Source organism: Burkholderia sp. B21-005 (assembly GCF_020843965.1).
In the GTDB taxonomy this organism is placed as follows: Bacteria; Pseudomonadota; Gammaproteobacteria; order Burkholderiales; family Burkholderiaceae; genus Burkholderia; species Burkholderia ambifaria.
Genome location: NZ_CP086302.1, coordinates 1 through 22,537, shown reverse-complemented (window position 1 = coordinate 22,537; position 22,537 = coordinate 1). Strand labels below are relative to the sequence as shown.

Genomic DNA, 22,537 nt, shown 5'->3' with positions numbered 1-22,537 from the left:
CCGCCGGTTTGGGACAGGCGCACCGTGGCGCCAGGCGGTCACTTGGTCGTACGCGGGACATCCGCGAAACCGCCACGCGACGCATCACGCCGCCGACGCGCCGGGTCGCGGCATGAACCGGCACAGGCCCAGCGGCACCACGACCAGCGCGGCGCCCGCGAGAAACGTGGTCGACGCGCCGAAATGCGTCCACAGCGCGCCGGCGAGGCTGCTCGCGAGCAGCATGCAGATGCCGCTCACAAGATTGAATACGCCGAACGCGGTGCCGCGCAGCGTGGCCGGCGAGGTTTCCGACACCATCGCGGCGAGGATGCCCTGCGTAAAGCCCATGTGCAGCCCCCACACGGCCACGCCGACGAACATCGAGATCGTCGACGTGCCGATGCCCAGCAGCAGGTCGGCCGCGATCAACAGCACCATGCCGGCCGCAAGCAGCAAGCGGCGATCCAGCCGGTCCGACAGGATGCCGACCGGCCAGGCGGACAGTGAATAGGCGACGCTCATCGCGACCATCACCGCCGGGATCCATGCGGCGTCGAGCCCGGTCTGCTGCGCGCGCAGCACCAGGAACGCCTCGCTGAAACGCGCGAGCGTAAAGGTCGCGCCGGCCGCGACGACGGACCAGTAGCTGCGCGGAAACTCGCGCAGGGCGCTCCAGCGCAGCGGCGAGCGGAAGCGCCGGTGCGGTGCCGCCCGATCGGGCTCCCGCACGCCGAAGACGATCAGCGCGATCGCGACGAAAGCCGGCACCACGGCAAACCAGAGCACGGTCCGGATATGGTTCCCGAACCACAGCATCAGCGCGATGGCGAGCATCGGGCCGAGAAACGCGCCCACGGTATCCATCGACTGACGCAGGCCGAAGCACGCGCCGCGGATTTCGGGCGGTGCGACGTCGGCCACCAGCGCGTCGCGCGGCGCGCCGCGAATCCCCTTGCCGACGCGATCGAGCAAGCGGGCCGTCACGACCAGGGCCGGGGTGGACGCCAGCGGAAACAAAGGCTTGGTCAACGCCGCGAGGCCGTAGCCGAGCAGCAGCAGTCCCTTGCGGCGCCCGAGCCAGTCGCTGATCGCGCCGGAGAACACCTTCACGATCATCGCGGTCGCCTCGGCCGCCCCTTCGAGGATGCCGAGCGCGACGACGCTCATCCCCATCGTCGACACCAGATAGATCGGCAACAGCGCATGGATCAGCTCGGACGACAGGTCCATGAACAGGCTGACGAGGCCCAGCGCCCACACGGTCCGCGGAATCGCAGGCTTGCCGGCAATCGGTGATGGAACGCTCATGACGGGTCGACATCAAGGTTGGGGGCGGTGTACGAAAACATCAGACAAATCAACAATCCCGTGCAACGCAACACTTGTTGACCTTCCATTCCTTTCAAATGATAATGCGTCGCGTTACGAAATTACGAATCATTACGCACGATAGGTTGGGAGATGAGACGAGTATTGCACCCGGCACGACGAGCCGTCCTGGCTGCCGTTGCGTGCCAGCCGATCATGGTTGGCGCGGCCTTCGCGCAGGAAAACACCGCGGCGCCGACGAGCACGACGACCAACCTGTTGCCGGCCGTGTCGGTGAGCGCGAGCGCCGTTCGCGATCCGGGAGAAGGTTACAACCCGACGAACGCGGTCAGCGCCACCCGGATCGACGCGCCGCTGCGCGATATCCCGCAGACGGTGAACGTGATCACGGCCGAAGTGATGCGTGATCAGCACGCAAATTCCCTGCAAGACGTGTTGAAGAACGTCGCGGGCGTCGGGTTTTCCACCGGCGACGGTCAGCGCGACCAGGTCACCATTCGCGGCTTCTCCGCGATTGCCGACCAGTTCGTCGACGGCATTCGCGACGATGCGCTCTATTTCCGCGATCTGTCGAACGTCGATCGGGTAGAAGTCGTCAAGGGCCCTGCCGCCGTTCTTTATGGCCGGGGTTCTTCAGGTGGACTAATCAATCGTGTGACGAAAAAACCCGGAATCGACGTCACCAACCTGGGTGTCAGCTACGGTTCGTGGGCCGATCGTCGGGTCGAAGCCGACGTCGGCCGTGTGCTCGCGAACGGCGCGGCCGCGTTCCGGATAACCGGGGCGCACGAGGAAGCCAAGAGCTATCGGTCGCAGCAGTTTCTGAATCGCACGGCGGTCGCGCCGTCGTTCGAATTCCGCATCGCGCCGAAGACGACGGTGTTGCTGCAGGCCGACTACCTCGAAGATCGCCGCGTGACGGACTTCGGCATCCCGGCCTACAAGGGACGGCCGGTCGACGTGCCGGCATCCGCCTATTACGGCGCGGCGAACGCCGGCGAGGTCGACTACTCGCGATCGCGTGTCTATTCGAGCACCGCGACGATCAAGCACGAGTTCAACGAACAGTGGTCGATCCGTAATGCCACTCGCTACTATCACTATTCGCTCGACCGGAACAACACGCTCGTCGGCAGCGTCAACGAAGCGAACCGGACGTTCACGCTGAATCACGGCAACGTCTATCGCGAGGAACACGGCTGGTTCAACCAGACCGATCTCACGCAAAAGGCCACGCTGTTCGGCATGAAGCACGAGTTGCTGTACGGGATGGAATTCGGCCAGCAGAACAAGGATCTCGTCAATTATTCGACTCCCGTCGCCGACGCGAACGGCAAGCCGATGAATTTCGACCTGTTCGCGCCGGCGCTGCCGACGCTGCCGCTGCACACGTCGACCACGCCAGCCGCCAACAACCTCGGCATCTTCAAGACGCTCGGGTTCTACACGCAGGACCTGATCAGCTTCAACGATCAGTGGAAGGCGCTGGTCGGCATCCGCTACGATCGCTTCGAGCAGGAGACGCTCGATCGCCGTCCCCAACAACCGGGCCTGTCACGTACCGACACTGCATGGAGCCCGCGCCTGGGCCTGGTCTGGCAGCCGACCCGGACGCAGTCGTACTACGTGTCGTGGAGCCGCTCGTTCCAGCCGTCGGGCGAGGCGTTCTCGCTCGCGGCCAACAATGCGGAACTCGCGCCGGAAACCACAACCAATACCGAGATCGGTGCCAAGTACGACTGGCTCGGCGGCAAGGCCACCACGACGATCTCGGTGTTCCGGCTGGATCGCAGCAACATCAAGATCGCCAATGCAACCAATACGGCGCTGATTCCGATCGGCGAGCAGCGGACCGACGGCGTGGAACTCAGCGGCGCAGCCGAGCTCAGCCACGGCTGGCGCGTGCTGGCAGGCTACGCGTACCTGGATGCAACCGTCACGAACTCGACCGCTGCATTGCAGGGCAAGCGGGCAACGCTCACGCCGCGTCACTCCGGCAATCTGTGGCTGACCAAGAATCTCGGCAGCGGCTTCGGCGTTGGCGGCGGCCTGAACTTCGTCGGCGCGCGGATGGCCGATCCGCAGAACACCGTGACCTTGCCGGGTTACGTGACGGCCGACATGATGGCCTGGTACGCGCGCGGCCCGATGTCGCTTCAGTTGAACCTCTACAACCTGTTCAACAAGGGCTATATCGTCTCCGCACACGGCTCGAACGCGAACCTCAACCTGCCGGGGGCACCGCGCAGCGTCATGGCGACGTTGCGATACGAGATGTAGAAGCGGCGCGTTGCCGACGACGCGTGACGGGCCGGCTGGCGGCCACACGCGGCGTGCGTCGTCGGCAATAGATGATCGCGGTCGCGCGGCGTGTCGCTGTCCGGCCGCGCAAGCCTGCAATCAGTCGGTCGTGTCCCGCGTCAGCTTCGCGTGCCGCCGCGCGCGGTCGTTCACGATCTGGTGACGCCGGTGGTCCGTCATCTTCTTCCAGCCGCGCGCTTCGTCGCGCGTGCGCAGGCATGCCACGCAGTAGCCGGTCCGGCCGTCGAACGAACACACGTCGATGCAAGGGGATTTGACCGCCATATCTACTGCCCTCGCGTCGCCGGCATTACTTCGACGGTGACATGCGACAGGTTCCTGAAGCGCTGGAGCACGCCGTGATAGAAGCGCGCATCCCGCTTCGGGTCCGCCGTCGCCACCGACACGACCGCGCTCATGTGCCCCGGCCCGAGCCGCCAGACATGCAGGTCGCCGACGCGGTCGCCCACACCTTCGATTGCATCGCGCACATTGTCAGTCAGACGACGGTCCGAATTCATGTCGAGCAGGATGCCACCGGTGTCGCGCATCAGGCCATACGACCAGTTCGCGATCACCAGCGCGCCGATGATGCCGGCCAGCGGATCCATCCAGACCCAGCCGAACGCGCGCGCGAGCAGCAGCCCGACGATCGTCAGCACGGACACGGCCGCATCGGCGATCACGTGGATATACGCGGAACGGATGTTGTGGTCGCGCGCCGCCGCCGCGGACGCGCCATGGTCGTGCTCCTCGAACGCCAGTGCGTGCTCGCGACCGTTCAAGCGGACGATCGCCTTGAATTCATGCGGCTCGGGAATGTCGTCGGTCGACTCCAGGTAAGCGCCTCGGCTTTCCATCGCGAACGTCTGCCGCGTGCCGTCCGGACGGATCGTCGTCACCGACACGGCGCTCGCGTCGACGAGCTTCGTCTCGTTCGTCGCGGGGGCCACACGGAAAACCGGCGGGACGCCGTCCTCGTATACCGATACGAGAAACACGCCTTGCTGATCGAAGATCCCGTGCGCGTTCTCTTCGTGTTCGTGAGCGTCGTGAGCATGCCCGCAGTGGTGGTGGTGACCGTGCCCGTGGCTATGGCCATGATGGTCGCCGCTCAGCAGCCAGACGCTCGCGACGTTGACGAGCAGGCCGGCAACCGCGATAGGAACGGCCTCGCCGAAATGAATCGATACCGGCGCGAGCAGGCGCGCAACCGCCTCGTACCCGATCAGCAGCGCGATCATCGCGAGCACGATCGCGCTCGTGAAGCCCGCCAGATCGCCGAGCTTGCCCGTGCCGAACACGAAGCGCGGGTCGCTCGCGTGCTTGCGAGCGTACGTGTAGGCGAGCGCGGCGATCAGCATCGCGCCCGCATGCGTCGACATGTGCAGGCCGTCCGCGATGAGCGCCAGCGAGCCGAACAGCGACCCGCCGACAATCTCGGCCACCATCATCGCCGCGCACAGCGCGATGACCATCCAGGTCCTGCGTTCGTTCTGCTCGTGCGCCGCGCCGAGAAAGATGTGGTCGTGCCCTGCGCCGAAGGCGTCGTTCCTGAAGTCGTTCATTTCGCCCTCGATTACTTGAAGTAGCTGTGAACGACTTCGATCAGCTGTTCGGTCGCGCTGCCTTCATCGGCGTGATGTTCGGCGTCGACCAGATGGCTGCGGATGTGATCCTCCAGCACGACCGCGAGCAGGCCGTTCATCGCGCCGCGGCCGCTCGTGATGAGGCGCAGGATCTCGTTGCAACCGCGCTCGTCCTCCAGCGCGCGTTCGATCGCTTCGACCTGTCCCTTGATGCGGCGGACACGGTTCAGCAGCTTCTGCTTTTCCTTGATGGTGTGGCCCATGGCAGTCCCTTCATATACCGGGGGGGACTATATATCAAATCGATCTTCCATATAGGGGGGAGGGGTATATGCGCCAAACGTCAGACGAAGAAGGGATTGCCCGGCCGCCACGCCACGGCAGCCTTCGCCAAAGTTTTCTTGTAGAGGTGATAACGCTTGAGTAGCATTGTCTACATGAATTCGCTCACGACATGGTCGCTCCTCATCCTGACGCTTCCGACGCAGAACGCGACGGCGCGCATGCGGTTCTGGCGTTCCCTCAAGGCGAAGGGCTGCGCGGTGTTGCGCGACGGCATCTATCTGCTCCCGCACTCGGACGAGCATGAAGCGGCACTGCGCGAACTCGCGGACGCGATTGCCGAGAGCGGCGGCACCGCCCACCTGTTGCGCGCGCCGAGCCTCGACGCAGCGCAGGACCTGGAGTTCCGGACGCTCTTCGATCGAGGCGACGACTACACCGCCTTCATTCAGACCCTCGCGCAAGCCCGCAAGACCTTCGCCGGACAGTCCGCCACGGAACTCACGCGCTTGCTGCGGCGCGTCCGCAAGGACTTCGACGCGATCCGGGCAATCGATTACTTCCCGGACGACGCGGCGACCCGCGCCGAAGTCGCGCTGCAGGACTTCGTCGCGCTGGTCGATACCGTGCTGTCGCCGGGCGAGCCGCACGCTGCCGAGCGCCCCGTCCGCCAGCTCGCAATGGACGAGTACCAGGGACGAACCTGGGCGACGCGTCAGCGCATGTGGGTCGATCGGGTCGCCAGCGCGTGGCTGATCCGCCGCTTCATCGACACCCGCGCGCGCTTCATCTGGCTCGCGTCGCCGGCGGATTGTCCCGCTGACGCGCTGGGCTTCGATTTCGACGGCGCTGCATTCACCCATGTCGGCGAGCGCGTCACGTTCGAAGTCCTGCTCGCGAGTTTCGGGCTCGACACGAACGCCGCACTCGTGCGGCTCGGCGAGATCGTGCATGCGCTCGACGTGGGCGGCCCCGCGGCGCCCGAAGCGATCGGCTTCGAGGCCGTGATGGCCGGCACGCGCCAGCGCGCGGAGAACGACGACCAGTTGCTCGAGCACATGGGCGCCGTGCTCGATGCCCTGTACGCGCATTTTTCATCGACCGGAAAGAACGGGACCGGAGCCAGGTCATGACCACTGCCATCGCCGCGACCGAACCGACCTACTCGCTCGGCGAGCTCGTCGCCTACATGCTGCGTCTCGGGACGTTCGGTTTCGGCGGGCCGGTTGCGCTCGCCGGCTACATGCGTCGCGACCTGGTCGAGCGTCGCGGCTGGATCACCGAAGCCGACTACAAGGAAGGACTCACGCTGGCCCAGCTCGCGCCCGGGCCGATGGCCGCGCAGCTCGCGATCTATCTCGGCTTCGTCCACTATCGTCTCCTGGGCGCGACGCTCGTCGGATTCGCGTTCGTGCTGCCGTCGTTCCTGATGGTGCTCGCGCTCGGATTCGCCTACGCGCACTTCGGCGGGCTGTCGTGGATGCAGGCGGTTTTCTATGGTGTCGGCGCGGCGGTGGTCGGCATCATCGCGATGAGCGCGTACAAGCTGACCACCAAAACCGTCGGCAATGACAAGTTGCTTTGGGCGATCTTCCTGACGCTCACCGTCGTCACGTTCGTCACCGAATCGGAAATCGCATGGCTCTTCATCGCTGCCGGGTTGATCGGCTGGCTGTGGCGCGCCCCGCCCAAGTGGCTGCATCGGGGCGGGCTGAATGCGATTGCCGCCGCCAACCTGCCGGCCGCCAGCGGAATACTGAGCGGCATCGACCTGCCGCAGCTCGTGCAGATCGGCGCGTTCTTCACCAAGGCGGGCGCGTTCGTGTTCGGCTCCGGGCTCGCGATCGTGCCGTTCCTCTACGGCGGCGTCGTCACCGAACATCACTGGCTGAACGACAGGCAGTTCGTGGATGCCGTCGCGGTCGCGATGATCACGCCGGGCCCGGTCGTGATCACCGTGGGCTTCATCGGGTATCTCGTGGCCGGCTTGCCCGGCGCGTGCGTCGCGGCACTCGGCACGTTCCTGCCTTGCTATCTGTTCACTGTCATTCCCGCGCCGTACATGAAGAAGTACGGGCACCGTCCGGACGTCAAGGCGTTCGTGGACGGAATCACCGCCGCAGCCGTCGGTGCGATCACGGGCTCCGTCCTGGTGATCGCGAAACGGTCGATCGTCGACATACCGACCGCACTGGTCGCCGTCGCAACCGTGCTGCTGCTGTGGCGATTCAGGAAGCTGCAGGAGCCGGTCATCGTCACCGCGGCTGCGCTCTTCGGGCTCGTGGCCTATCCGTGGCTCCATCATTGATTGGTGCTGCGGGGCGGTGAACGCGTGCCGCGCTGATCGTCCGGAGCCTTCCGTCCCCTCCGGCATGCCGATCCGCGCGCGTCGGTGAATGAATCTTGCTACATCACCGCCACGAGCGGATTCGACAGGCGATACCGCCCGCGACGATGCATTCCTGACAATCGCGCCGTCCGCGCAAAGGGGGCGATTTGAAACCACGGGTCCACCTGGCGCATTCAACGCCGGCACTGCCGGTCGTCCTCATCCATTTCCGGGAGGATGGAACGCCGCACGTCGGTCATGTAGCCGACACGCTGCGGCAGCTCGGCGCGCAGATCGCCGAACTGAAGGGAACACGGCTTGCGGGCGAGTTCCATCGGACGGAAAGATACCCTGCAAACCGTTACGTGATCCCGAACGATACGCTCACCGTGTCGCAGGCACGCGAACTCGGGGTCCGATCGGTACGAGACCTGTTCGGTGGCGTCGTGCCGTTTCCGTTCGTCGCGACCAAGGTGATAGCCCATCGTCTGGTCGATGGCGCCCGCGTCAAGCCGCCCGGCTGGTCCGTCCCGTTCGCGGAACGCACCGCGGCGCTCGCGCTGCCGGGTTACTCCGCGTTTTCGCGCGAGGATGCGTGCGATGCCGCGCAGCGCCTGTGGCAGGACGGCCGCGTGCGGATCAAGCGGCCCTGCGGAATCGGCGGAACGGGGCAGACACTCGTGGCCGACATGGCCGAACTGGAAGCGGAGCTCGACGAGTTCGGCGACGCGGCATTGCGCACCGGCGGCATCGTCGTCGAGCGCCATCTCGATTCGATCGAGACGTTGAGCGTCGGGCAGGTCACGCTCGACGATCTGGTGGCGAGCTACTGGGGCATTCAGCATCTGACCGTCAACAACCACGGCCATGAAGTGTATGGCGGCACCGACCTCGTCGTCGTCCGCGGCGGCTTCGACGTGCTGGCGCGGCTCGACGTCACGACCGAGGTCAGTGAGGCGATCGCGAAGGCATGCGCATTCAACGCCGCCGTGCAACGCGATTACGCGGGCTTTTTTGCGTCGCGGCGCAACTACGACGTCGCGTTCGGCACCGACGCACAAGGCGTGCGCCACTGCGGCGTCCTGGAGCAGTCGTGGCGGATCGGCGGTGCATCCGGCGCGGAAATCGGCGCGTTGCGCATGTTCAGGACGGACCTGGAGGTGGACGCCGTGGCCGCCGCGACGCGCGAGATTTACGGCGACGACCCGGTGATACCGGCCGGCGCGCAGATCGTCTATCGCGGTGTCGACGCCCAGGCCGGCGCCCTCACCAAGTACTACATGGTCGATCGTCATTCCTTCCGAAGGAGCAGCGAGACATGACAGCGGAGCATTATCGTGTGCGCATCAAGGTCGAGAACGGCTACCTCGACGGTACCGTGCTCGCGCCGAAGACCACCGTGGCGGGCGTTCTGTTCGTGCACGGCTGGGGCGGCAACCAGGAGCAGTATCTCGAGCGGGCGCGGCAGGCGGCGGCGCTCGGTTGCGTCTGTCTGACGTTCGATCTGACCGGGCATGGACGTACGCTGGAGGAGCAGCAAAACGTGACGCGCGAAACCCATCTTCGCGATTTGCTCGCCGCTTACGATACGCTCGTTGACCACCCATTGATCGATCGCGATGCCATCGCCGTGGTCGGCAGCAGCTATGGCGGCTATCTCGCGACCATCCTGACCGAATTGCGCCCCGTACGCTGGCTTGGCCTGCGCGTACCGGCGCTCTATCTCGACGACGGCTGGAATACGCCGAAGCGCGCGCTGCACGTCCAGCACGATCTCGTCGCGTATCGCAAACGCATCGTGCCGGCGTCCGACAATCGCGCACTGCGCGCGGCGTCTCGCTTTCGCGGCGACGTGTTGCTCGTCGAATCGGAGCACGATCAGATCGTGCCGCACACGGCGATCGCCAGCTATCTGCAGGCATGCCTGTCGGCGCATTCGCTGACGTACCGGATTCTCGAAGGCGCCGATCACGGGCTCTCGGACGCTGCCAGCCAGCGCGCGTACACCGCCCTCGTCGAGAAGTGGCTGGTCGAGATGATCACGGGTCAGCGTGCGGGTGAGCGCGGATCCGCCGGACCGGGCCCGACGGACGCATAGCGCGCCTGTCGGCCCGTCGAGATCACCGCGAACCGCTTTTCGCCAGCACACCGTGCACGATGCGGTCGCACCGTTCCCCGTCGAACGAAAACACGTCGCGCTCGGCCAGATCGATGTCCCGTGCGAGCGACTCGCGCAGCAGACTTCTTGCCCGGAAATGCCGCGAGCGCACTGTAGCCTCGGGTATGTCGAGGCACTCGGCGGTTTCCTCGACGCTGAATTCCTCGACGCAGCGCATCATGAACACGATGCGAAACGCTTCGGGCAACGCATCGAGCTTCCGCTCCAGCAAGGTGCGCAATTCGGTCCGCATCAGCGCCCGGTCCGGCGATTCGTTCTGGTCTGCATCCATGGTTTCCCGCTCGAAGTCGGCGATGGTCGACAGCCCGACCATCGGCGCGATCGTGTCGCGCCGCGCGCCGCGGCGCTGACGCGTCAAGCACTCGTTGAGCACGAGCCGCGACAGCCAGGTCGACAGCGACGCGTCGCCACGAAAACGCGGAATTGCGCGGAACGCCGCGAGGTAAGCCTCCTGCAGCGCATCCTCGGCTTCGGCATCGTCGCGCAACGTCACCCGTGCAAGCCGGTAGAGCCGCCGGTTGTAGCGACGCATCAGCTGTTCGAACGCAGCGCGCTCGCCGCTCGCGACGCGTGCGGCAAGCGTACGGTCGTCTTCTTCCGCAAGCGGCAGCGGCTTCGGTTCGGGATGACCCGCATCGTGCGTCATGGTTTGCGCTTCACGATCAGTGTCGCTTTCATCGTAGGATGAAACGTGCAGATATATGCGTAGCGGCCCGGTGTGTTCGCGACATACGTCCACGAGGCATCGGGCGGGATTTCATGCGAATCGAACAGGCCTGCGGCCGTGGCTGTGTGCGCGACGAGATCCTTGTTGACCCAGACGATCGTGTCGCCGCGCTCGACCGTCACGCTGGTCGGGTTGAAACGCATGCCTTCGATGGTGATCCGGTGCGTCGTGGCGGCGACGACGTCCGCGACCACGAACGCCAGTGCCGCCGCCAAGACGATCCGCCGCGCGGTCGAGCGCGCAGGCTTAGTAGGCCTTCTTCTCACTGCCGCCGCCGAGCGTCGATTGCAACGCGCGAGCATGTTCGAGGTGTGCGACGAATGCCGGCCGCACCTTCACTAGGAGCGCCTTCAGTTCGTCGTTCTTCGCCGACGGAATGAGCGTCTTGTCCAGCGCATCGATCACCTGTTGATGATAGGTCACCTCGTGATCGACATAGGCCTTGTCGAATGCGTGCCCCTTGAGCGCCTTGAGCGCGGCGACGTTGTCATCGCCCTCCTTCTTCAACGCGTCGCTCGTCGGGTTGGATTCCGGCTTCAGGTTCAGCTTGGTCGCGAGCGCGACCGCCGATTTGTTCACATTGATGTGATCAGTGACCATCAACGCGGCAAAGTTCTTGACCGGTTTCGTATGCGTCATGTTTTCGGCGAGCTTGCCGGCATCGATGTCGACCTGGTTGGCCGTCACGACGATCGCCGCGATCTGAGGATCCGACAGTTTGATTGCTTGCGCGGAGGCGGCGAGCGGCAGCGCGGAAAGGAGGGCCGCCAAGATGGATAGCTTGTGTATGCGTGCCATGTCGATTTCTCCAGTCGAATGGAAACGGGACGCTCATCCACGTCGCTCGACGCTGGATGGCTCTGTGGCGATAGACGTCGTGAGGTTCGGCTGCGTTCCGGGGGGGCTACGTGAGGGTGCGAAATCCTTCATCGCCGTCGAGGGCTCCGACGGCTCCGATAAATTACCCTGATTCACGCGCTCGAGGCGCGCACCCCGGCGGAATGACGGGCGATCGTCATTTGCCTGGACGGCCTCACATACGGCGCAGACTCACAATACCCCCCCGGGCCATTAAATTACTCGCTCGCCTGGCTTCACTCATGATTTTTTAGAATTACTTATTGAATTATGCGTGTCTACGGATTCGATTGCTCCGCCACGCGCCCTCTATCCGCCCGCGGTTTCCGAAAACATTGCTGTTTTCAGATCAGAACACCCGCGTCGCAGACGGAACGCGCGCATGCTGCTTCAGGTACGCGAGCGCATCGTTGATCGTCAGCACGTGCTGCTCCCCGTCCCTCAACCGTAACGACACTTCGCCAGCCAGCGCCTCCTTGCGTCCTGCTATCGCGACGATCGGCGCGGCCAGTTCCCTTGCATCGAAGATCTTGCGCGGCAGGCGCTCGGCACGGAAATCCCGAAGCACCCGACAGCCGATGTCTTCGAAGGCGAACGCCGTGTTGTCGGCAAATTCGCGATCATCCTTCCCAATGTTCGCAACGACGATCTGGTCCGGTGCCAGCCAAGTCGGCAACCATCCCTCGTAGTGTTCGAGAAGAATACCGATGAACCGTTCGAGGCTTCCCAGCACCGCGTGGTGCAACATGACGGGCGTCGCCTTCCCATCGTCCGCTGCGACATATGACGCACCGAGCCGTTCCGGCAATACGAAATCGAGCTGGATCGTCCCGCACTGCCACTTCCGTCCTTGACGGTCGAGCAGATGAAATTCGAGCTTGGGGCCATAGAATGCTCCTTCTCCTGCCTGGATCGCGAAATCCAGACCTGCCGCTCGCGCAGCGGATGCCAGCATCGCTTCCGAGCGATCCCAGACGGCATCGCCACCCGCGCGGACCGCCGGCCTCGTCGACAAGGCCACATCGAATTCGCCGAATCCGAAGTCTGCGTAGATCGTCTTCAGCAACACACAGAATCGTGCGACTTCAACCTCGACCTGATCCGGCATGCAAAGCACATGAGCGTCGTCCTGCGTGAACGCACGGGCACGCATGAGACCATGTAGCGCCCCGGACGGTTCGGCCCGGTGGACCGCGCCAAATTCAGAATATCGGATCGGGAGATCACGGTACGACCGACTGCCTTTTTTGAAAATCTGCACATGGCAAGGGCAACTCATCGGTTTGAGACAGTACGGGTTGTTGTCACTCTCGAGAGAAAACATGTTTCGCCCGAACTTCTCCCAATGACCGCTCTGTTCCCAAAGATCGCGCGAGACGATCTGAGGAGTCCGAACTTCGGCAAAGCCGGCCTGACGCATCCGGACCCGGATATATTCCTCGACGACCCGATAAAGAACCATGCCGCGCGGATGCCAGAAGATGGCGCCCGGACTTTCATCCTGCTGATGAAACAGATCGAGTTTGTTGCCGAGCACTCGGTGATCGAAATCGTCCATCATGTTCTCCGTTGACGTTGGTACGGCCGAACGGAGCACAAAAAAGCCCCGTCCGTTTCCGGCGGGGCTTGAGGATGGTTTGAGGCACTGACTTACGACGTGCAACCTCCCCCGGGCCCGCCATTGGCGGTCGTGGTGGTGGTCGTGGTAGTCGTAACGAAAAGTGCGTTCATGTGGCTAATTTAGGCAACCTGTTAACGTCTGTCAATAGAGCGTTCGAATCTAACTTCAGCAACGCCACTTCCTGATTCATTAAGAATCCTCAAAACAGCAAAACAAATGAAATCCACAGAAGGCTGGGAAAGGGGCTTACTGGGCTGGAAGTTGTTCGACAAGTTCCCGCTGGGCTTGCACCAGCACCGCCTCACAACCTTGCTTCGCTTCGACGAGCGCGACGATGACGTGGGCGGACATATCGACGCACCTGTTCAGAGAATCGACCGGAAGGTGCCGCCTTCGACGCGCACCGCCGCGCCGTTGGACGCCGCGCCCAACGGACTGGCCAGCAACGCCACCATGGCGGCGATCTCATCGGCTTCGATCATGCGGGCGATCAGGGAACTCGGGCGATAGGTCTCAAAGAAGTGCGATTCGATTTCCGCATCGCTCATGCCGGGGCGCGGCGCGGTCTGCCGCAAATACGCGACGATGCCTTCGGAACGCGTGGCGGACGGCAGCACGCTGTTGACGGTCACGCCCGTACCCTTCGTCAGTTCGGCCATGCCGCGAGAAACCGCGAGCTGAGCCGATTTGCTGACGCCGTAGTGCACCATGTCCGGCGGCGTGAACGCACCGACTTCGCTGGACATGAAGATCACACGCCCCCAGTTCTTCGCAAGCATGCGAGGAAAGTAATGGCGCGACAGTCGCACCCCCGACATCACGTTGACGTCGATCATTCGCAGCCAGTCGTCATCGGTGATTTCCGCGAACGGCTTGGCTTCGTAGTAGCCGAGATTGTTCACGAGAATATCCGTATCCGGCTGGGCGTCGATCAGTTCGGCAACGCCTCGCGCGCCGCTCACGTCGGCAACGATTCCGCGCACGCTGCCCTCAGGGACGGCCGCAGAGATCTGAGCGACGGCTTCGTCGAGTTTGTCGCGGTGACGCCCCGTGATCGTGACCGACACGCCCTCGCCGACCAACGTTCGTGCGATAGCCATGCCGATGCCGGCGGTAGCACCCGTGACGATCGCGGTTTTGCCTTGAAGTTGCAGATCCATGTGTTCGTTCTCCTTTGCATCATCGAAGAACCGGCGATGCCGGTCCGTTGCGTGGCGTTACTTCAGCCGCTTCAGCATTTCGCCAGCGACGTCGAGTGCGGACGCCGGGTTCTGTCCGGTGATCAATTCGCGATCGGTCACCATGTGCGGGGTGAACGGAACCTCGTTGCTGCTATAGATGCCGCCGGCTTGTTGCAACGCAGTCTGCGGATAGAACTTCATCGCGCCGCCACCGAGCAGTGCTTTGGCCTGCTCTTCTTCCGCGTTGCTGATCACCGTCATCCGGTAACCGGCATAGATCCATTTCGAGTCGCCGTCGCGGGCCTTCCCGGCGGCGAGTTGCCGTGCAAAGCCCTGTGCATCGGGCAGAGTCGACAGCAGCGCAATCGGCCCATGGCAAACGAGCGCCGTGGTCTTGCCGCGCGCATGAAAATCGGCCAGCAGCCTGCCCACCGCGGGACTGGTCAGAAGATCCTGCATCGGCGCATGACCGCCGGGAACATAGACGGCATCGAAGTGGCCGTAACCGATCTGCTCGACCCGCGACAGACTGATCACGGAAGAGTGCGAACGCGATGTGATCTGCAGCTTGTCGAGCAAAGCCCGGTAGTCGCGCATCGCCTTTTCGTCGCCACTGAAGTACATCTTGTCGGCAGACGTGGCATCCATCGTGGGCGCCTTGCCCTCGGGTGTGGCGAAGGTCACCTGATGGCCTGCATCAAGCAGGGCCTTCACGGGCTGCATCAGTTCGTTCAGGTAGAAGCCCGTCGCGAACACCTTGCCGTCCTTCAGATCGAGGTGATCGGAATCCGACAACACCACGAGCACGTTGGCAGCGTGAGCGCTGTACGCGGCAATGCCGAGCATCGCGGCTACGGCGAGCTTGCGCATCGAATGCATGGTTTTCTCCATCGGGGAATGTCAGGCCTGTCCTGAACGGTTCAGTAACAGGTGACGAATCGCCGCGCCCACGCCAGCAGCCGACTGCGGGTTCTGGCCGGTCACGAGACGCCCGTCGACGACGACCTTCGCCGTCCAGTTCGGTACCGGATGGTGATGCGCACCTCGCTGCGTCAACGTGCTCGCCAGCAGGAAAGGCACGACGCGGTCGAGCTGGACCGCGCGTTCCTCTTCATCCGTGAATGCGCTGAGGTTTTTGCCGGCGACCAGGTAAGTACCGTCGCCGAGCGTCACATCGACCAGCGCGGCCGGACCATGGCACACCGCGCCGACCACGCCACCCGCCTCATAAATCGCGCGCGTCACCTTTTGCACGTCGGCATTGCCCGGAAAATCCCACATCGCGCCGTGGCCGCCCGCAAAGAAGACAGCGGCATATTTCGACGCGTCGACATCGCCCAGTCGCTGCGTGTGGCGCAGCACGTCGCGGAAAGCACTGTCGTTCCAGTAGCGCGCATTGACTTCATCCGTCAGGTCGAGACCATCGACGGGCGGCTCGCCGCCCTGAATCGACGCGAATTCGACCGGGATGCCCGCCGCGTCGAGTTCGGCAAGCGGATGCGTCACTTCGCCGAGGTAAAAGCCGGTCGGCTCGCCGGTCGCGCCTTTCGTCGCGTGGCTCGTGAGTACGAACAGCACGGACAGGCCCTGCCGGTCGCGAGGGACACGATTCATGGTTTGCTCCTTGATGTCAGTGAGTGACCGGACGACGCAGTCACGATGCGCTCACTTTATTTAGACCGCTCAAGGAGATAAACTCGGTTGAAAGTAAATCTTCTGTTCTTTGGAGGACAAGATGGTGCGACGATTCGACCATCTCGGTGATGTGGAAGCATTCGTCACGGTGATCGAAAAAGGCTCGATGACGGCGGGCGCGGTGGCGCTGGGCAGCACACCGTCCGTTCTCAGCCGCGCCATTACACGTCTGGAGACCCGGCTGGGCGTGCAATTGCTGCGCCGTTCGACTCGACGGTTGAGCCTGACGGAGCAAGGCAGGCTCTATCTGGAGCAATCGCGCGCGGCGTTCTTGCTGATCGACGACGCCGAGCGTGCCATTCAGGGGCATGGCGGCACGTTAACCGGCCATGTCCGCCTCAGCGTACCGACGACGTACGGACACTATCGTCTGCCGCCGCTGCTGCGGCAGTTCACGCAGCAGCACCCGGAGGTTCGCGTGGAGTTGAACATCGCGAACCGGAACGTGGATCTGGTGGCCGAAGGGTTCGATCTGGCGATCCGGCTCGGTGAATTGCCGGACAGCGGCCTGGTCGCACGCAAGCTCGAGGACGCGGCGTTGTGCCTTGTCGCGTCGCCGGAGTACGTGGCGCGCGCAGGCATGCCGGAAAACGTGGCGGATCTGGCGCACCATCTCTGTTTGCCTTTCATGCTGCCCAGCAGCGGCCGTATCGCGCCCTGGGTGTTCCGGGACGGCGGGCAGGACATCGATTGGCTCCCGCCATCGAACGTCGCGGTCTCCGACGACGTGCTCGGGGTTGTTTCGATGGCGCAGAGCGGTGCCGGCATCTGCCAGACCTATGACTTCATTGTTCAGGATCGCGTGCGGGCCGGGAATCTCGTCGAAGTGCTGCCTCATCTTCGTGGCCGCTCACGGCCGTTTTCGGTGATCTATGCGCCGCATCGGCGGTTGTCTGCGGCGTCGCGGACCTTGATCGACATGATTGTTGCGTCTACCGCCGATCACTGAAGGGAAAACAGAAGGGTTGGGGATAGACTCCTGCAAGCAGAGAGTGTCGCGCCGATCGTCGCGGCGCGACGTGGGGCCGTGCGCTCGCCGAGAAGCGACGGTACCCGTCTGGATGCGTCGCAGTTCGGTCGACTTTCGCGGGAACATCGACTGTAAGCAGAGACTGGTCGGCCAGGGAGCTCGTTTGAACCCAAAGATTTCTGCGCCGTTGCCTTCATGGCGCGTCTTCTCGCATCGGTTGCCAACCAAGCTTGCTTACATGGCAAGCCGGATTCGCCGCGCGATGATGCAGGCAGCGCAAATGGATGGCCGGAATTCGTGGGGTATCTGAAGCTTTGGATATTTGCGAGTCTCAGCCGAACTTCGGCAAGACATCAGGGCTTGTATTCGAGAATCTTGAATACCTGGGTGAACGCCTCCTTGCTTCCGTGCAGGAGGGATACACGCCCTTCGCGAAGTGCATGCGTTGGAGTGACTTCGCGCAAAGCCAGAGCCATGAATGTCCCCATGTCGCACTGTATCTTGACGTCGGGGGCTCAGGGCTGGGACCGGAGCGGATCAGCACCTTTCCGTGGTTCACCGGGACATGGAAAACCTCCGCGCCCACATGGAACTCATACAATGTTTGTAAGCCGGCGCTCGCGGCAGGATCACTCGCCCCCGTCAAGCACAGTGCGATGAGCTCCGCACGAGCCGTGGACGGATCGATGCGTTCATCGAGCGGCAGGCGCAGCCCCCAGAGCCCGAGTGCAATCACAGGCTTGCGCAGTTGTTCACCCATTTCCGTCAGTTCATAAGCTGGCGTAGCGGCGGATGTTGGCAACGTGGTCGGTTGGATGACATCGTTCTCTACCAGCATAGCCAAGCGCTCTGACAGCCGATTTGCTCCCATGGTCGGTAAGATCGCCAGCAGATCCTTGAACCGCTTTGGGCCCAGCAAGAGTTCGCGGATCACGAGAAGCGTCCAACGATCGCCGAGGACGTCTAATGCCCGAGCCATTGGGCAAAGTTGACCGTAGGTTTTGTTTGGCATGTCACATTGTACAAGGCCCTGCTTAAGCAAAGCCGGTTGGAAGGTGATGGTCACGGCTCATTCAGGAAATCGACGGACGGCCTTGCGGACACCTGCATCCGTAGGGAATCCATTTTCCAGACAAGGCGCGCCCTGCCATCGCGAATCTGCCGCCGCGTTGGGTATCCGTTGAGCCACGTCCTGAATCTCCTCGGGGCAACACACCCAGTGCACACGTCGGGTCGGCCCAGAAGGCGGTGACCGGCCACGCGATCGCTGCCGCGGCGAAAGGGGTATTCATTGTCGCGCCTTCTCGCCCAGAGACGCCATGGCAAGCGCGGCGGTCTGATCGAACGGCAGTGGGACCTTGAGGTCTCGCGATGTCAGCGTCGTAACCGGACCCATGCGTTTTCTCCAGTCTTGGGGTTCTGAGCACGCACCACACACTCTACTATATTGTTTGTATAGTATATGTGCTATACCAAGCGTATAGTGCTGTCCGTGGTCGTAACGTCGGTTCCGCATTTGTGCTTTTCGCCCCGGTCGGGGCGGTCCGATACTGCGCCCAAGCTAACGCGGCGTGATGGTTGGCGGACTGAACGGGGTCTTCGCTTATAAGTATGGACACCTGAATGATTGGAGGCACTGATTTCATTCGTGCGGCTCGATCCCCACGAGATCGTTGTGGATCGCGGTCCTTCGTCGACTACGCTGCTGCAGACTACTAGAACCAGGAAAACGGAGACAAACCATGAACGTCTTATTCGCCAATGTGCGTGTACAGACCCGGACCGGAGAAGGCTCGAGGTGCCCCCGATGAGTACTTCATATGATTTTGACTACATCGTCATCGGTTCGGGTTTCGGCGGTAGCGTGTCCGCCTGCCGCCTCACTGAAAAAGGCTATTCGGTTGGTGTGATGGAGATGGGGCGGCGTTGGACTGCAGAGGATTTTCCCAAGACCAACTGGGACGCGCGGCGCTGGATGTGGCGACCTGGTTTGAAAATGTTCGGTTTCTACAACATGCGTTTGTTCCGCCACGTCATGGTCTTGAGCGGAAATGCAGTCGGCGGCGGTTCCATCACATACGCGAACGCCTTGCTGGTACCGCCCGACAAGGTGTGGGACGAGGGCTCGTGGGCAGGCCTGAAGGACTGGAAACGCGTCATGCCCCAGTACTACGCGATGGCGGAACGAATGCTCGGCGTAACCGAGAACCAAATTCTGGGCGAGGCCGATTTTCGGCTCAAGAAGATGGCGGACATGCAGGGCGTAGGCGATACATTTCACAACGGCCGTGTGGCGACGTTCTTCGCGCCAGAAGGTGAGGCCGGCGGCAAAACCTATGCCGATCCCTACTTCGACGGCGAAGGTCCGGAGCGCGGGACGTGCGTCGGTTGCGGTGGCTGCATGGTCGGTTGCAAGCACAACGCCAAGAATACGCTCGACAAGAATTATCTTTATTTTGCTGAGAAACGTGGCGCGCAGGTTTTTGCCGAAACCAGGGTGGTGGACGTGCGCCCACTCGACGGCAAGGAAGACGGAAGCAACGGCTACGAAGTCTTCACTGAGCGCTCGACCACCTGGTTCAATAAGCAACGACGCAGTTTCCGCTGCCGCGGGGTGGTATTTGCCGCGTCCTCATTGGGCACAATGGAATTGTTGTTCCGGCTCAAGCAGAGCGGCTCCCTACCGCGCATCAGTGATGACCTCGGCAAGCGCGTGCGCACAAATGCCGAGTCTCTCGTTGGCGTGCGCTTTCCGGCCAAAGACAAGAGCATGTCGCTCGGCGTAGCCGGTGGCGCCGGCGTCTATATCGACGAACGGACGCACATCGGCGCGGTGCGCTATCCGGAAGGTTCGGACGCTACCGGTCTGATGATGACCTTACTATCTGGCGGCCGTGGCGGATGGACGCGGATTTTTACCTGGCTATGGACGCTGGTAACACATCCGGTGAAAGCAATGCGCGCGCATAACCCCTTCGGATTTGCACGCCAGACCATACTGTTCGTAGTAATGCTGTTGATTTCCACCGAGTCTTAACCCACCGATTTCATCTAAATCTGACCCACCCCGAGACAGCGTAGTACATCTATTCCGGTGTGGATAACTCTTCGTTACCCGCTGGTTTTGCTGCTCTCTTTCTTGTCGTCTTCGCCTTGGCAGAACTGGTCCTGAAGCGCCACGATTCATTGCCCGTTTCAACGATGTGGCAGTGATGGGTGACGCGGTCCAGCAGCGCTGTCGTCATCTTTGCATCCCCGAACACGCTCGCCCACTCGCCGAAGCTGAGATTGGTCGTGATCGCGACGCTCGTGTGCTCGTAAAGCTTTGAGAGCAGATGGAACAGCAATGCACCGCCGGTCTGGCTGAACGGCAGATAGCCCAGCTCATCGAGAATCACCAGATCGACGTACATCAGCTTGTGGGCGATCTGGCCTTGTTTGCCGATGGACTTCTCCTGCTCCAGGGCGTTGGTCAGCTCGACGGTCGAGAAGTAGCGCACACGCTTGCCGTGGCGCTGTACGGCTTCGATTCCGATCGCTGAGGCGAGGTGCGTCTTGCCAGTGCCCGGACCACCGATGAACACGACGTTGTGCGCGCTTTCGAGGAACGACAGCTCGCTCAGTTCGCGCACCAGCGCTTCGTCGACGTGTGCCTGCGCGAAGTCGAAGCCCTTCAGGTCGCGGTGGGCCGGGAAGCGCGCAGCGGTCATTTGATAGGCGATCGAGCGCACCTGCCGTTCGGCGGTTTCAGCCATCAACAGCTGCTTCATGAAGCGCTCCGGCTCGAAGTCAGTGTGGCGCGACTGCGCGAGCAGCTCCGGCCACGTGCTCGCCATGCCGTGCAGTTTAAGACCCTTGAGCTGGGCCGCGATATCGTTAGACATGACGATCCTTCGGTGGGTTGGCGCGCAGCGTCTCGTAACGGCTCACGTCGGCCGCGGGCTCTTCCTTGAGCTGGAGTTTCGTCGTGGCGAGGCTGCCATTCGTGACGGGCGCCTTCAGCCGGCTCAGCACGTTCAGGACGTGCTCTGCGCTGGGGCGTCCTGAATCCAGCGCAGCCTGTACGGCGAGCAGCACCGCATCGAGCCCGTGTTCGCGCACCGCAGCGAGCACCTGCGTCATGACGCGATCGCCGCCCGGGTGTTTCAGCAGATGCCGCTGCAGCAGTTGCAGCGGCTGCGGCATCGTGATGAACGGCGCGCCGTTGCGCAGTGCGCCGGGTTTGCGCTCGACCAACGTGACGTAGTGGCGCCAATCGTAGAAGGTCATGTGCCGCTCGAAGCTGCGTTCGTGGCGTGCGATCTCCTGGGCGTTGGCGACGACGCTGAGATATGCCGGATAGCAGCGCACGCTCACCAGCTGGTTCGTGTACTCGGTGGGCACGCTGTAGCGGTTGCGCTGGAAGTGAATCAGGCTGGTCGACGAGACTCGCAGGGTCTGCTCGATGTAGCCGTCAAACGGCCGTGGATTGGGCATCAGCCGGGTACGCTCGTCCTGCAGCACATCCTCGACCGTCAGCTCAGGCCACTGCGAGTGCCGCATGTGCCACGCCTCACGACACTGACCAGCGACCCATTCGTTCAGGATCTCCAGCGTTTCCCAGCGCCGTAGCGCTGCTTCGTGCCAGATCTGACGTCGCCGGTCCTGAACGTTCTTCTCGACGATGCCTTTCTCCCAGCCTGCAGCCCGGTTGCAGAACTCCGGCTCGAACAGGTAGTGACTGCACATCGCTTCGAAGCGCGCGTTGACCGCACGCTCCTTGCCGCGGCCAACCTTGTCCACGGCGGTCTTCATGTTGTCGTAGATGCCGCGCCGCGGCACGCCGCCGAACGCGGCGAACGCGCGGGCGTGCGCATCGAACAGCATCTCGTGACTCTGTGTGGGATAGGCGACGAGCCAGAACGCGCGGCTGGAGTTAAGTTTGACGTGGGCGACCTCCAGGCGTCGCCGCAGCCCGCCAATAAAAGCGTATTCGCAGCTCCAGTCAAACTGGAAGGCTTCGCCGGGTTCGAAGGTGAGCGGCACGAAGGCCTGCCTGCGAGGCGCCTCAGCCTGCTCCTCGTGCCAACGCCTCACGAACGCGCTCACCCGGCCGTAGCTGCCGGCGTAACCCTCGGCGCGGATCGCCTCGAACATGAACCGGGCGGTGCGCCGGTCACGCTTCGGGCGATGACTGTCGGCACGCAGCCAACCTGTCAGCTGTGCGGCCCAGTCGTCGATGACGCTCGGGCTGACGCGCTTCGGATACTTCGGCTCGACGGCATCAGTCTGCCGCAGCCAGCGGCGCACCGTGTTTCGGGACAGGCCCGTACGCCGCGCAATCTCGCGCAACGGGACCTTCTCGCGGAAATACATCCGCCTGATCTTGGCCAATATACCCACCGTGATCACCTTTGTATCCCCTGCTCAAAGATTGAGCAGGGCATTCAATCACGTGGGTCAAAATTCGATGAAAATTTCCAGCTCTAGTGGGTCAGTTCTGCGCGGACATCAA

21 protein-coding genes and 1 pseudogene are annotated in these 22,537 nt (G+C 62.9%); 7 read left to right on the top strand and 15 right to left on the bottom strand.

Translation table 11 applies throughout. The features are described 5' to 3' along the window. Positions 1 to 84: 84 nt before the first annotated feature. Complete coding sequence (locus LMA02_RS16520; RefSeq protein ID WP_228908762.1) at positions 85 to 1,290, bottom strand: MFS transporter; 1,206 nt, start codon at positions 1,288 to 1,290, stop codon at positions 85 to 87. Between the two features lie 153 nt (positions 1,291 to 1,443). Here LMA02_RS16520 and LMA02_RS16515 point away from each other — a divergent pair, with 153 nt between their 5' ends. Next, on the top strand, positions 1,444 to 3,591 hold the full coding sequence (locus tag LMA02_RS16515; RefSeq protein ID WP_228908761.1) for a TonB-dependent receptor: 2,148 nt from the start codon (positions 1,444 to 1,446) through the stop codon (positions 3,589 to 3,591). Positions 3,592 to 3,711: 120 nt separating this feature from the next. Here LMA02_RS16515 and LMA02_RS16510 read toward each other — a convergent pair whose 3' ends face one another. From LMA02_RS16510 to LMA02_RS16500, 3 genes are read right to left on the bottom strand one after another with little or no spacing between them, the layout of a single operon-like run. After that, positions 3,712 to 3,897 (bottom strand): DUF1289 domain-containing protein, encoded by a 186-nt coding sequence (locus LMA02_RS16510; RefSeq protein WP_228908760.1) that lies wholly within the window; start codon positions 3,895 to 3,897, stop codon positions 3,712 to 3,714. Between the two features lie 2 nt (positions 3,898 to 3,899). Further along, positions 3,900 to 5,180, bottom strand: a complete 1,281-nt coding sequence (dmeF, locus tag LMA02_RS16505; protein WP_228908759.1) for a CDF family Co(II)/Ni(II) efflux transporter DmeF — start codon at positions 5,178 to 5,180, stop codon at positions 3,900 to 3,902. A gap of 11 nt (positions 5,181 to 5,191) precedes the next feature. Next, positions 5,192 to 5,464 (bottom strand): metal/formaldehyde-sensitive transcriptional repressor, encoded by a 273-nt coding sequence (locus LMA02_RS16500; RefSeq protein ID WP_228908758.1) that lies wholly within the window; start codon positions 5,462 to 5,464, stop codon positions 5,192 to 5,194. Positions 5,465 to 5,638: 174 nt separating this feature from the next. On the opposite strand from LMA02_RS16500, the gene LMA02_RS16495 reads away from it, so the two are divergent. After that, positions 5,639 to 6,616 (top strand): chromate resistance protein ChrB domain-containing protein, encoded by a 978-nt coding sequence (locus LMA02_RS16495; protein ID WP_228910034.1) that lies wholly within the window; start codon positions 5,639 to 5,641, stop codon positions 6,614 to 6,616. After that, a complete protein-coding gene (locus tag LMA02_RS16490; RefSeq protein ID WP_228908757.1) occupies positions 6,613 to 7,791 on the top strand; it encodes a chromate transporter in 1,179 nt (392 codons plus the stop codon). The genes LMA02_RS16495 and LMA02_RS16490 overlap by 4 nt, the downstream gene beginning before the upstream one ends. Before the next feature lie 215 nt (positions 7,792 to 8,006). On the opposite strand, the gene LMA02_RS16485 is transcribed toward LMA02_RS16490, so the two are convergent. After that, positions 8,007 to 8,147, bottom strand: coding sequence for a hypothetical protein (locus tag LMA02_RS16485; RefSeq protein WP_228910095.1), 141 nt, complete (start codon positions 8,145 to 8,147; stop codon positions 8,007 to 8,009). Between LMA02_RS16485 and LMA02_RS16480 the strand changes: the two genes are divergently transcribed. Both LMA02_RS16480 and LMA02_RS16475 read left to right on the top strand, forming a co-directional pair. Next, complete coding sequence (locus tag LMA02_RS16480) at positions 8,085 to 9,134, top strand: DUF3182 family protein (protein WP_228910033.1); 1,050 nt, start codon at positions 8,085 to 8,087, stop codon at positions 9,132 to 9,134. The two genes, LMA02_RS16485 and LMA02_RS16480, sit on opposite strands and share 63 nt — an antisense overlap. Continuing rightward, positions 9,131 to 9,910: an alpha/beta hydrolase family protein gene (locus tag LMA02_RS16475; protein WP_228908756.1), complete on the top strand. Its 780-nt coding sequence runs from the start codon at positions 9,131 to 9,133 to the stop codon at positions 9,908 to 9,910. Before LMA02_RS16480 ends, LMA02_RS16475 begins: the two co-directional genes overlap by 4 nt. A 22-nt stretch (positions 9,911 to 9,932) precedes the next feature. Here LMA02_RS16475 and LMA02_RS16470 read toward each other — a convergent pair whose 3' ends face one another. The 7 genes from LMA02_RS16470 to LMA02_RS16440 all read right to left on the bottom strand — a co-directional run bounded on the left by LMA02_RS16470 (position 9,933) and on the right by LMA02_RS16440 (position 15,992). Beyond that, positions 9,933 to 10,637, bottom strand: a complete 705-nt coding sequence (locus LMA02_RS16470; protein WP_228908755.1) for an RNA polymerase sigma factor — start codon at positions 10,635 to 10,637, stop codon at positions 9,933 to 9,935. Beyond that, positions 10,634 to 10,933: a cupredoxin domain-containing protein gene (locus LMA02_RS16465; protein WP_228908754.1), complete on the bottom strand. Its 300-nt coding sequence runs from the start codon at positions 10,931 to 10,933 to the stop codon at positions 10,634 to 10,636. Before LMA02_RS16465 ends, LMA02_RS16470 begins: the two co-directional genes overlap by 4 nt. A gap of 31 nt (positions 10,934 to 10,964) precedes the next feature. Continuing rightward, on the bottom strand, positions 10,965 to 11,516 hold the full coding sequence (locus LMA02_RS16460; RefSeq protein WP_228908753.1) for a DUF4142 domain-containing protein: 552 nt from the start codon (positions 11,514 to 11,516) through the stop codon (positions 10,965 to 10,967). Between the two features lie 409 nt (positions 11,517 to 11,925). Next, entirely contained in the window at positions 11,926 to 13,134 is a 1,209-nt protein-coding gene (gene thrS, locus LMA02_RS16455; protein WP_228908752.1) for a threonine--tRNA ligase, read from the bottom strand. A 428-nt stretch (positions 13,135 to 13,562) separates the two neighbouring features. After that, entirely contained in the window at positions 13,563 to 14,357 is a 795-nt protein-coding gene (locus LMA02_RS16450; protein WP_228908751.1) for an SDR family NAD(P)-dependent oxidoreductase, read from the bottom strand. 57 nt (positions 14,358 to 14,414) lie between these two features. Then, on the bottom strand, positions 14,415 to 15,269 hold the full coding sequence (locus tag LMA02_RS16445) for a type 1 glutamine amidotransferase domain-containing protein (RefSeq protein WP_228908750.1): 855 nt from the start codon (positions 15,267 to 15,269) through the stop codon (positions 14,415 to 14,417). Positions 15,270 to 15,278: 9 nt separating this feature from the next. Beyond that, positions 15,279 to 15,992: a type 1 glutamine amidotransferase domain-containing protein gene (locus LMA02_RS16440; RefSeq protein ID WP_228908749.1), complete on the bottom strand. Its 714-nt coding sequence runs from the start codon at positions 15,990 to 15,992 to the stop codon at positions 15,279 to 15,281. 121 nt (positions 15,993 to 16,113) lie between these two features. Between LMA02_RS16440 and LMA02_RS16435 the strand changes: the two genes are divergently transcribed. Further along, positions 16,114 to 17,022, top strand: coding sequence for a LysR family transcriptional regulator (locus LMA02_RS16435; RefSeq protein ID WP_228908748.1), 909 nt, complete (start codon positions 16,114 to 16,116; stop codon positions 17,020 to 17,022). Positions 17,023 to 17,374: 352 nt separating this feature from the next. On the opposite strand, the gene LMA02_RS16430 is transcribed toward LMA02_RS16435, so the two are convergent. Next, a complete protein-coding gene (locus LMA02_RS16430; protein WP_228908747.1) occupies positions 17,375 to 18,109 on the bottom strand; it encodes a winged helix-turn-helix transcriptional regulator in 735 nt (244 codons plus the stop codon). A gap of 741 nt (positions 18,110 to 18,850) precedes the next feature. On the opposite strand from LMA02_RS16430, the pseudogene LMA02_RS16425 reads away from it, so the two are divergent. After that, positions 18,851 to 20,056: pseudogene (locus LMA02_RS16425) on the top strand (NAD(P)-binding protein); the annotation flags it as partial. Between the two features lie 73 nt (positions 20,057 to 20,129). Here the strand turns inward: LMA02_RS16425 and istB are convergent. Both istB and istA read right to left on the bottom strand, forming a co-directional pair. Further along, a complete protein-coding gene (istB, locus tag LMA02_RS16420; protein WP_060091270.1) occupies positions 20,130 to 20,927 on the bottom strand; it encodes an IS21-like element helper ATPase IstB in 798 nt (265 codons plus the stop codon). Then, positions 20,920 to 22,398, bottom strand: a complete 1,479-nt coding sequence (gene istA, locus LMA02_RS16415) for an IS21 family transposase (protein WP_416378690.1) — start codon at positions 22,396 to 22,398, stop codon at positions 20,920 to 20,922. Before istA ends, istB begins: the two co-directional genes overlap by 8 nt. Positions 22,399 to 22,537: the final 139 nt, after the last annotated feature.

Coding starts and splice junctions, on each gene's coding strand:
- LMA02_RS16520 (WP_228908762.1), bottom strand. CDS start 1,290: ATGAGCGTTCCATCACCGATTGCCGGCAAGCCTGCGATTCCGCGGACC.
- LMA02_RS16515 (WP_228908761.1), top strand. CDS start 1,444: ATGAGACGAGTATTGCACCCGGCACGACGAGCCGTCCTGGCTGCCGTT.
- LMA02_RS16510 (WP_228908760.1), bottom strand. CDS start 3,897: ATGGCGGTCAAATCCCCTTGCATCGACGTGTGTTCGTTCGACGGCCGG.
- dmeF (WP_228908759.1), bottom strand. CDS start 5,180: ATGAACGACTTCAGGAACGACGCCTTCGGCGCAGGGCACGACCACATC.
- LMA02_RS16500 (WP_228908758.1), bottom strand. CDS start 5,464: ATGGGCCACACCATCAAGGAAAAGCAGAAGCTGCTGAACCGTGTCCGC.
- LMA02_RS16495 (WP_228910034.1), top strand. CDS start 5,639: ATGAATTCGCTCACGACATGGTCGCTCCTCATCCTGACGCTTCCGACG.
- LMA02_RS16490 (WP_228908757.1), top strand. CDS start 6,613: ATGACCACTGCCATCGCCGCGACCGAACCGACCTACTCGCTCGGCGAG.
- LMA02_RS16485 (WP_228910095.1), bottom strand. CDS start 8,147: ATGGAACTCGCCCGCAAGCCGTGTTCCCTTCAGTTCGGCGATCTGCGC.
- LMA02_RS16475 (WP_228908756.1), top strand. CDS start 9,131: ATGACAGCGGAGCATTATCGTGTGCGCATCAAGGTCGAGAACGGCTAC.
- LMA02_RS16470 (WP_228908755.1), bottom strand. CDS start 10,637: ATGACGCACGATGCGGGTCATCCCGAACCGAAGCCGCTGCCGCTTGCG.
- LMA02_RS16460 (WP_228908753.1), bottom strand. CDS start 11,516: ATGGCACGCATACACAAGCTATCCATCTTGGCGGCCCTCCTTTCCGCG.
- thrS (WP_228908752.1), bottom strand. CDS start 13,134: ATGGACGATTTCGATCACCGAGTGCTCGGCAACAAACTCGATCTGTTT.
- LMA02_RS16450 (WP_228908751.1), bottom strand. CDS start 14,357: ATGGATCTGCAACTTCAAGGCAAAACCGCGATCGTCACGGGTGCTACC.
- LMA02_RS16445 (WP_228908750.1), bottom strand. CDS start 15,269: ATGGAGAAAACCATGCATTCGATGCGCAAGCTCGCCGTAGCCGCGATG.
- LMA02_RS16440 (WP_228908749.1), bottom strand. CDS start 15,992: ATGAATCGTGTCCCTCGCGACCGGCAGGGCCTGTCCGTGCTGTTCGTA.
- LMA02_RS16435 (WP_228908748.1), top strand. CDS start 16,114: ATGGTGCGACGATTCGACCATCTCGGTGATGTGGAAGCATTCGTCACG.
- istB (WP_060091270.1), bottom strand. CDS start 20,927: ATGTCTAACGATATCGCGGCCCAGCTCAAGGGTCTTAAACTGCACGGC.
- istA (WP_416378690.1), bottom strand. CDS start 22,398: ATGTATTTCCGCGAGAAGGTCCCGTTGCGCGAGATTGCGCGGCGTACG.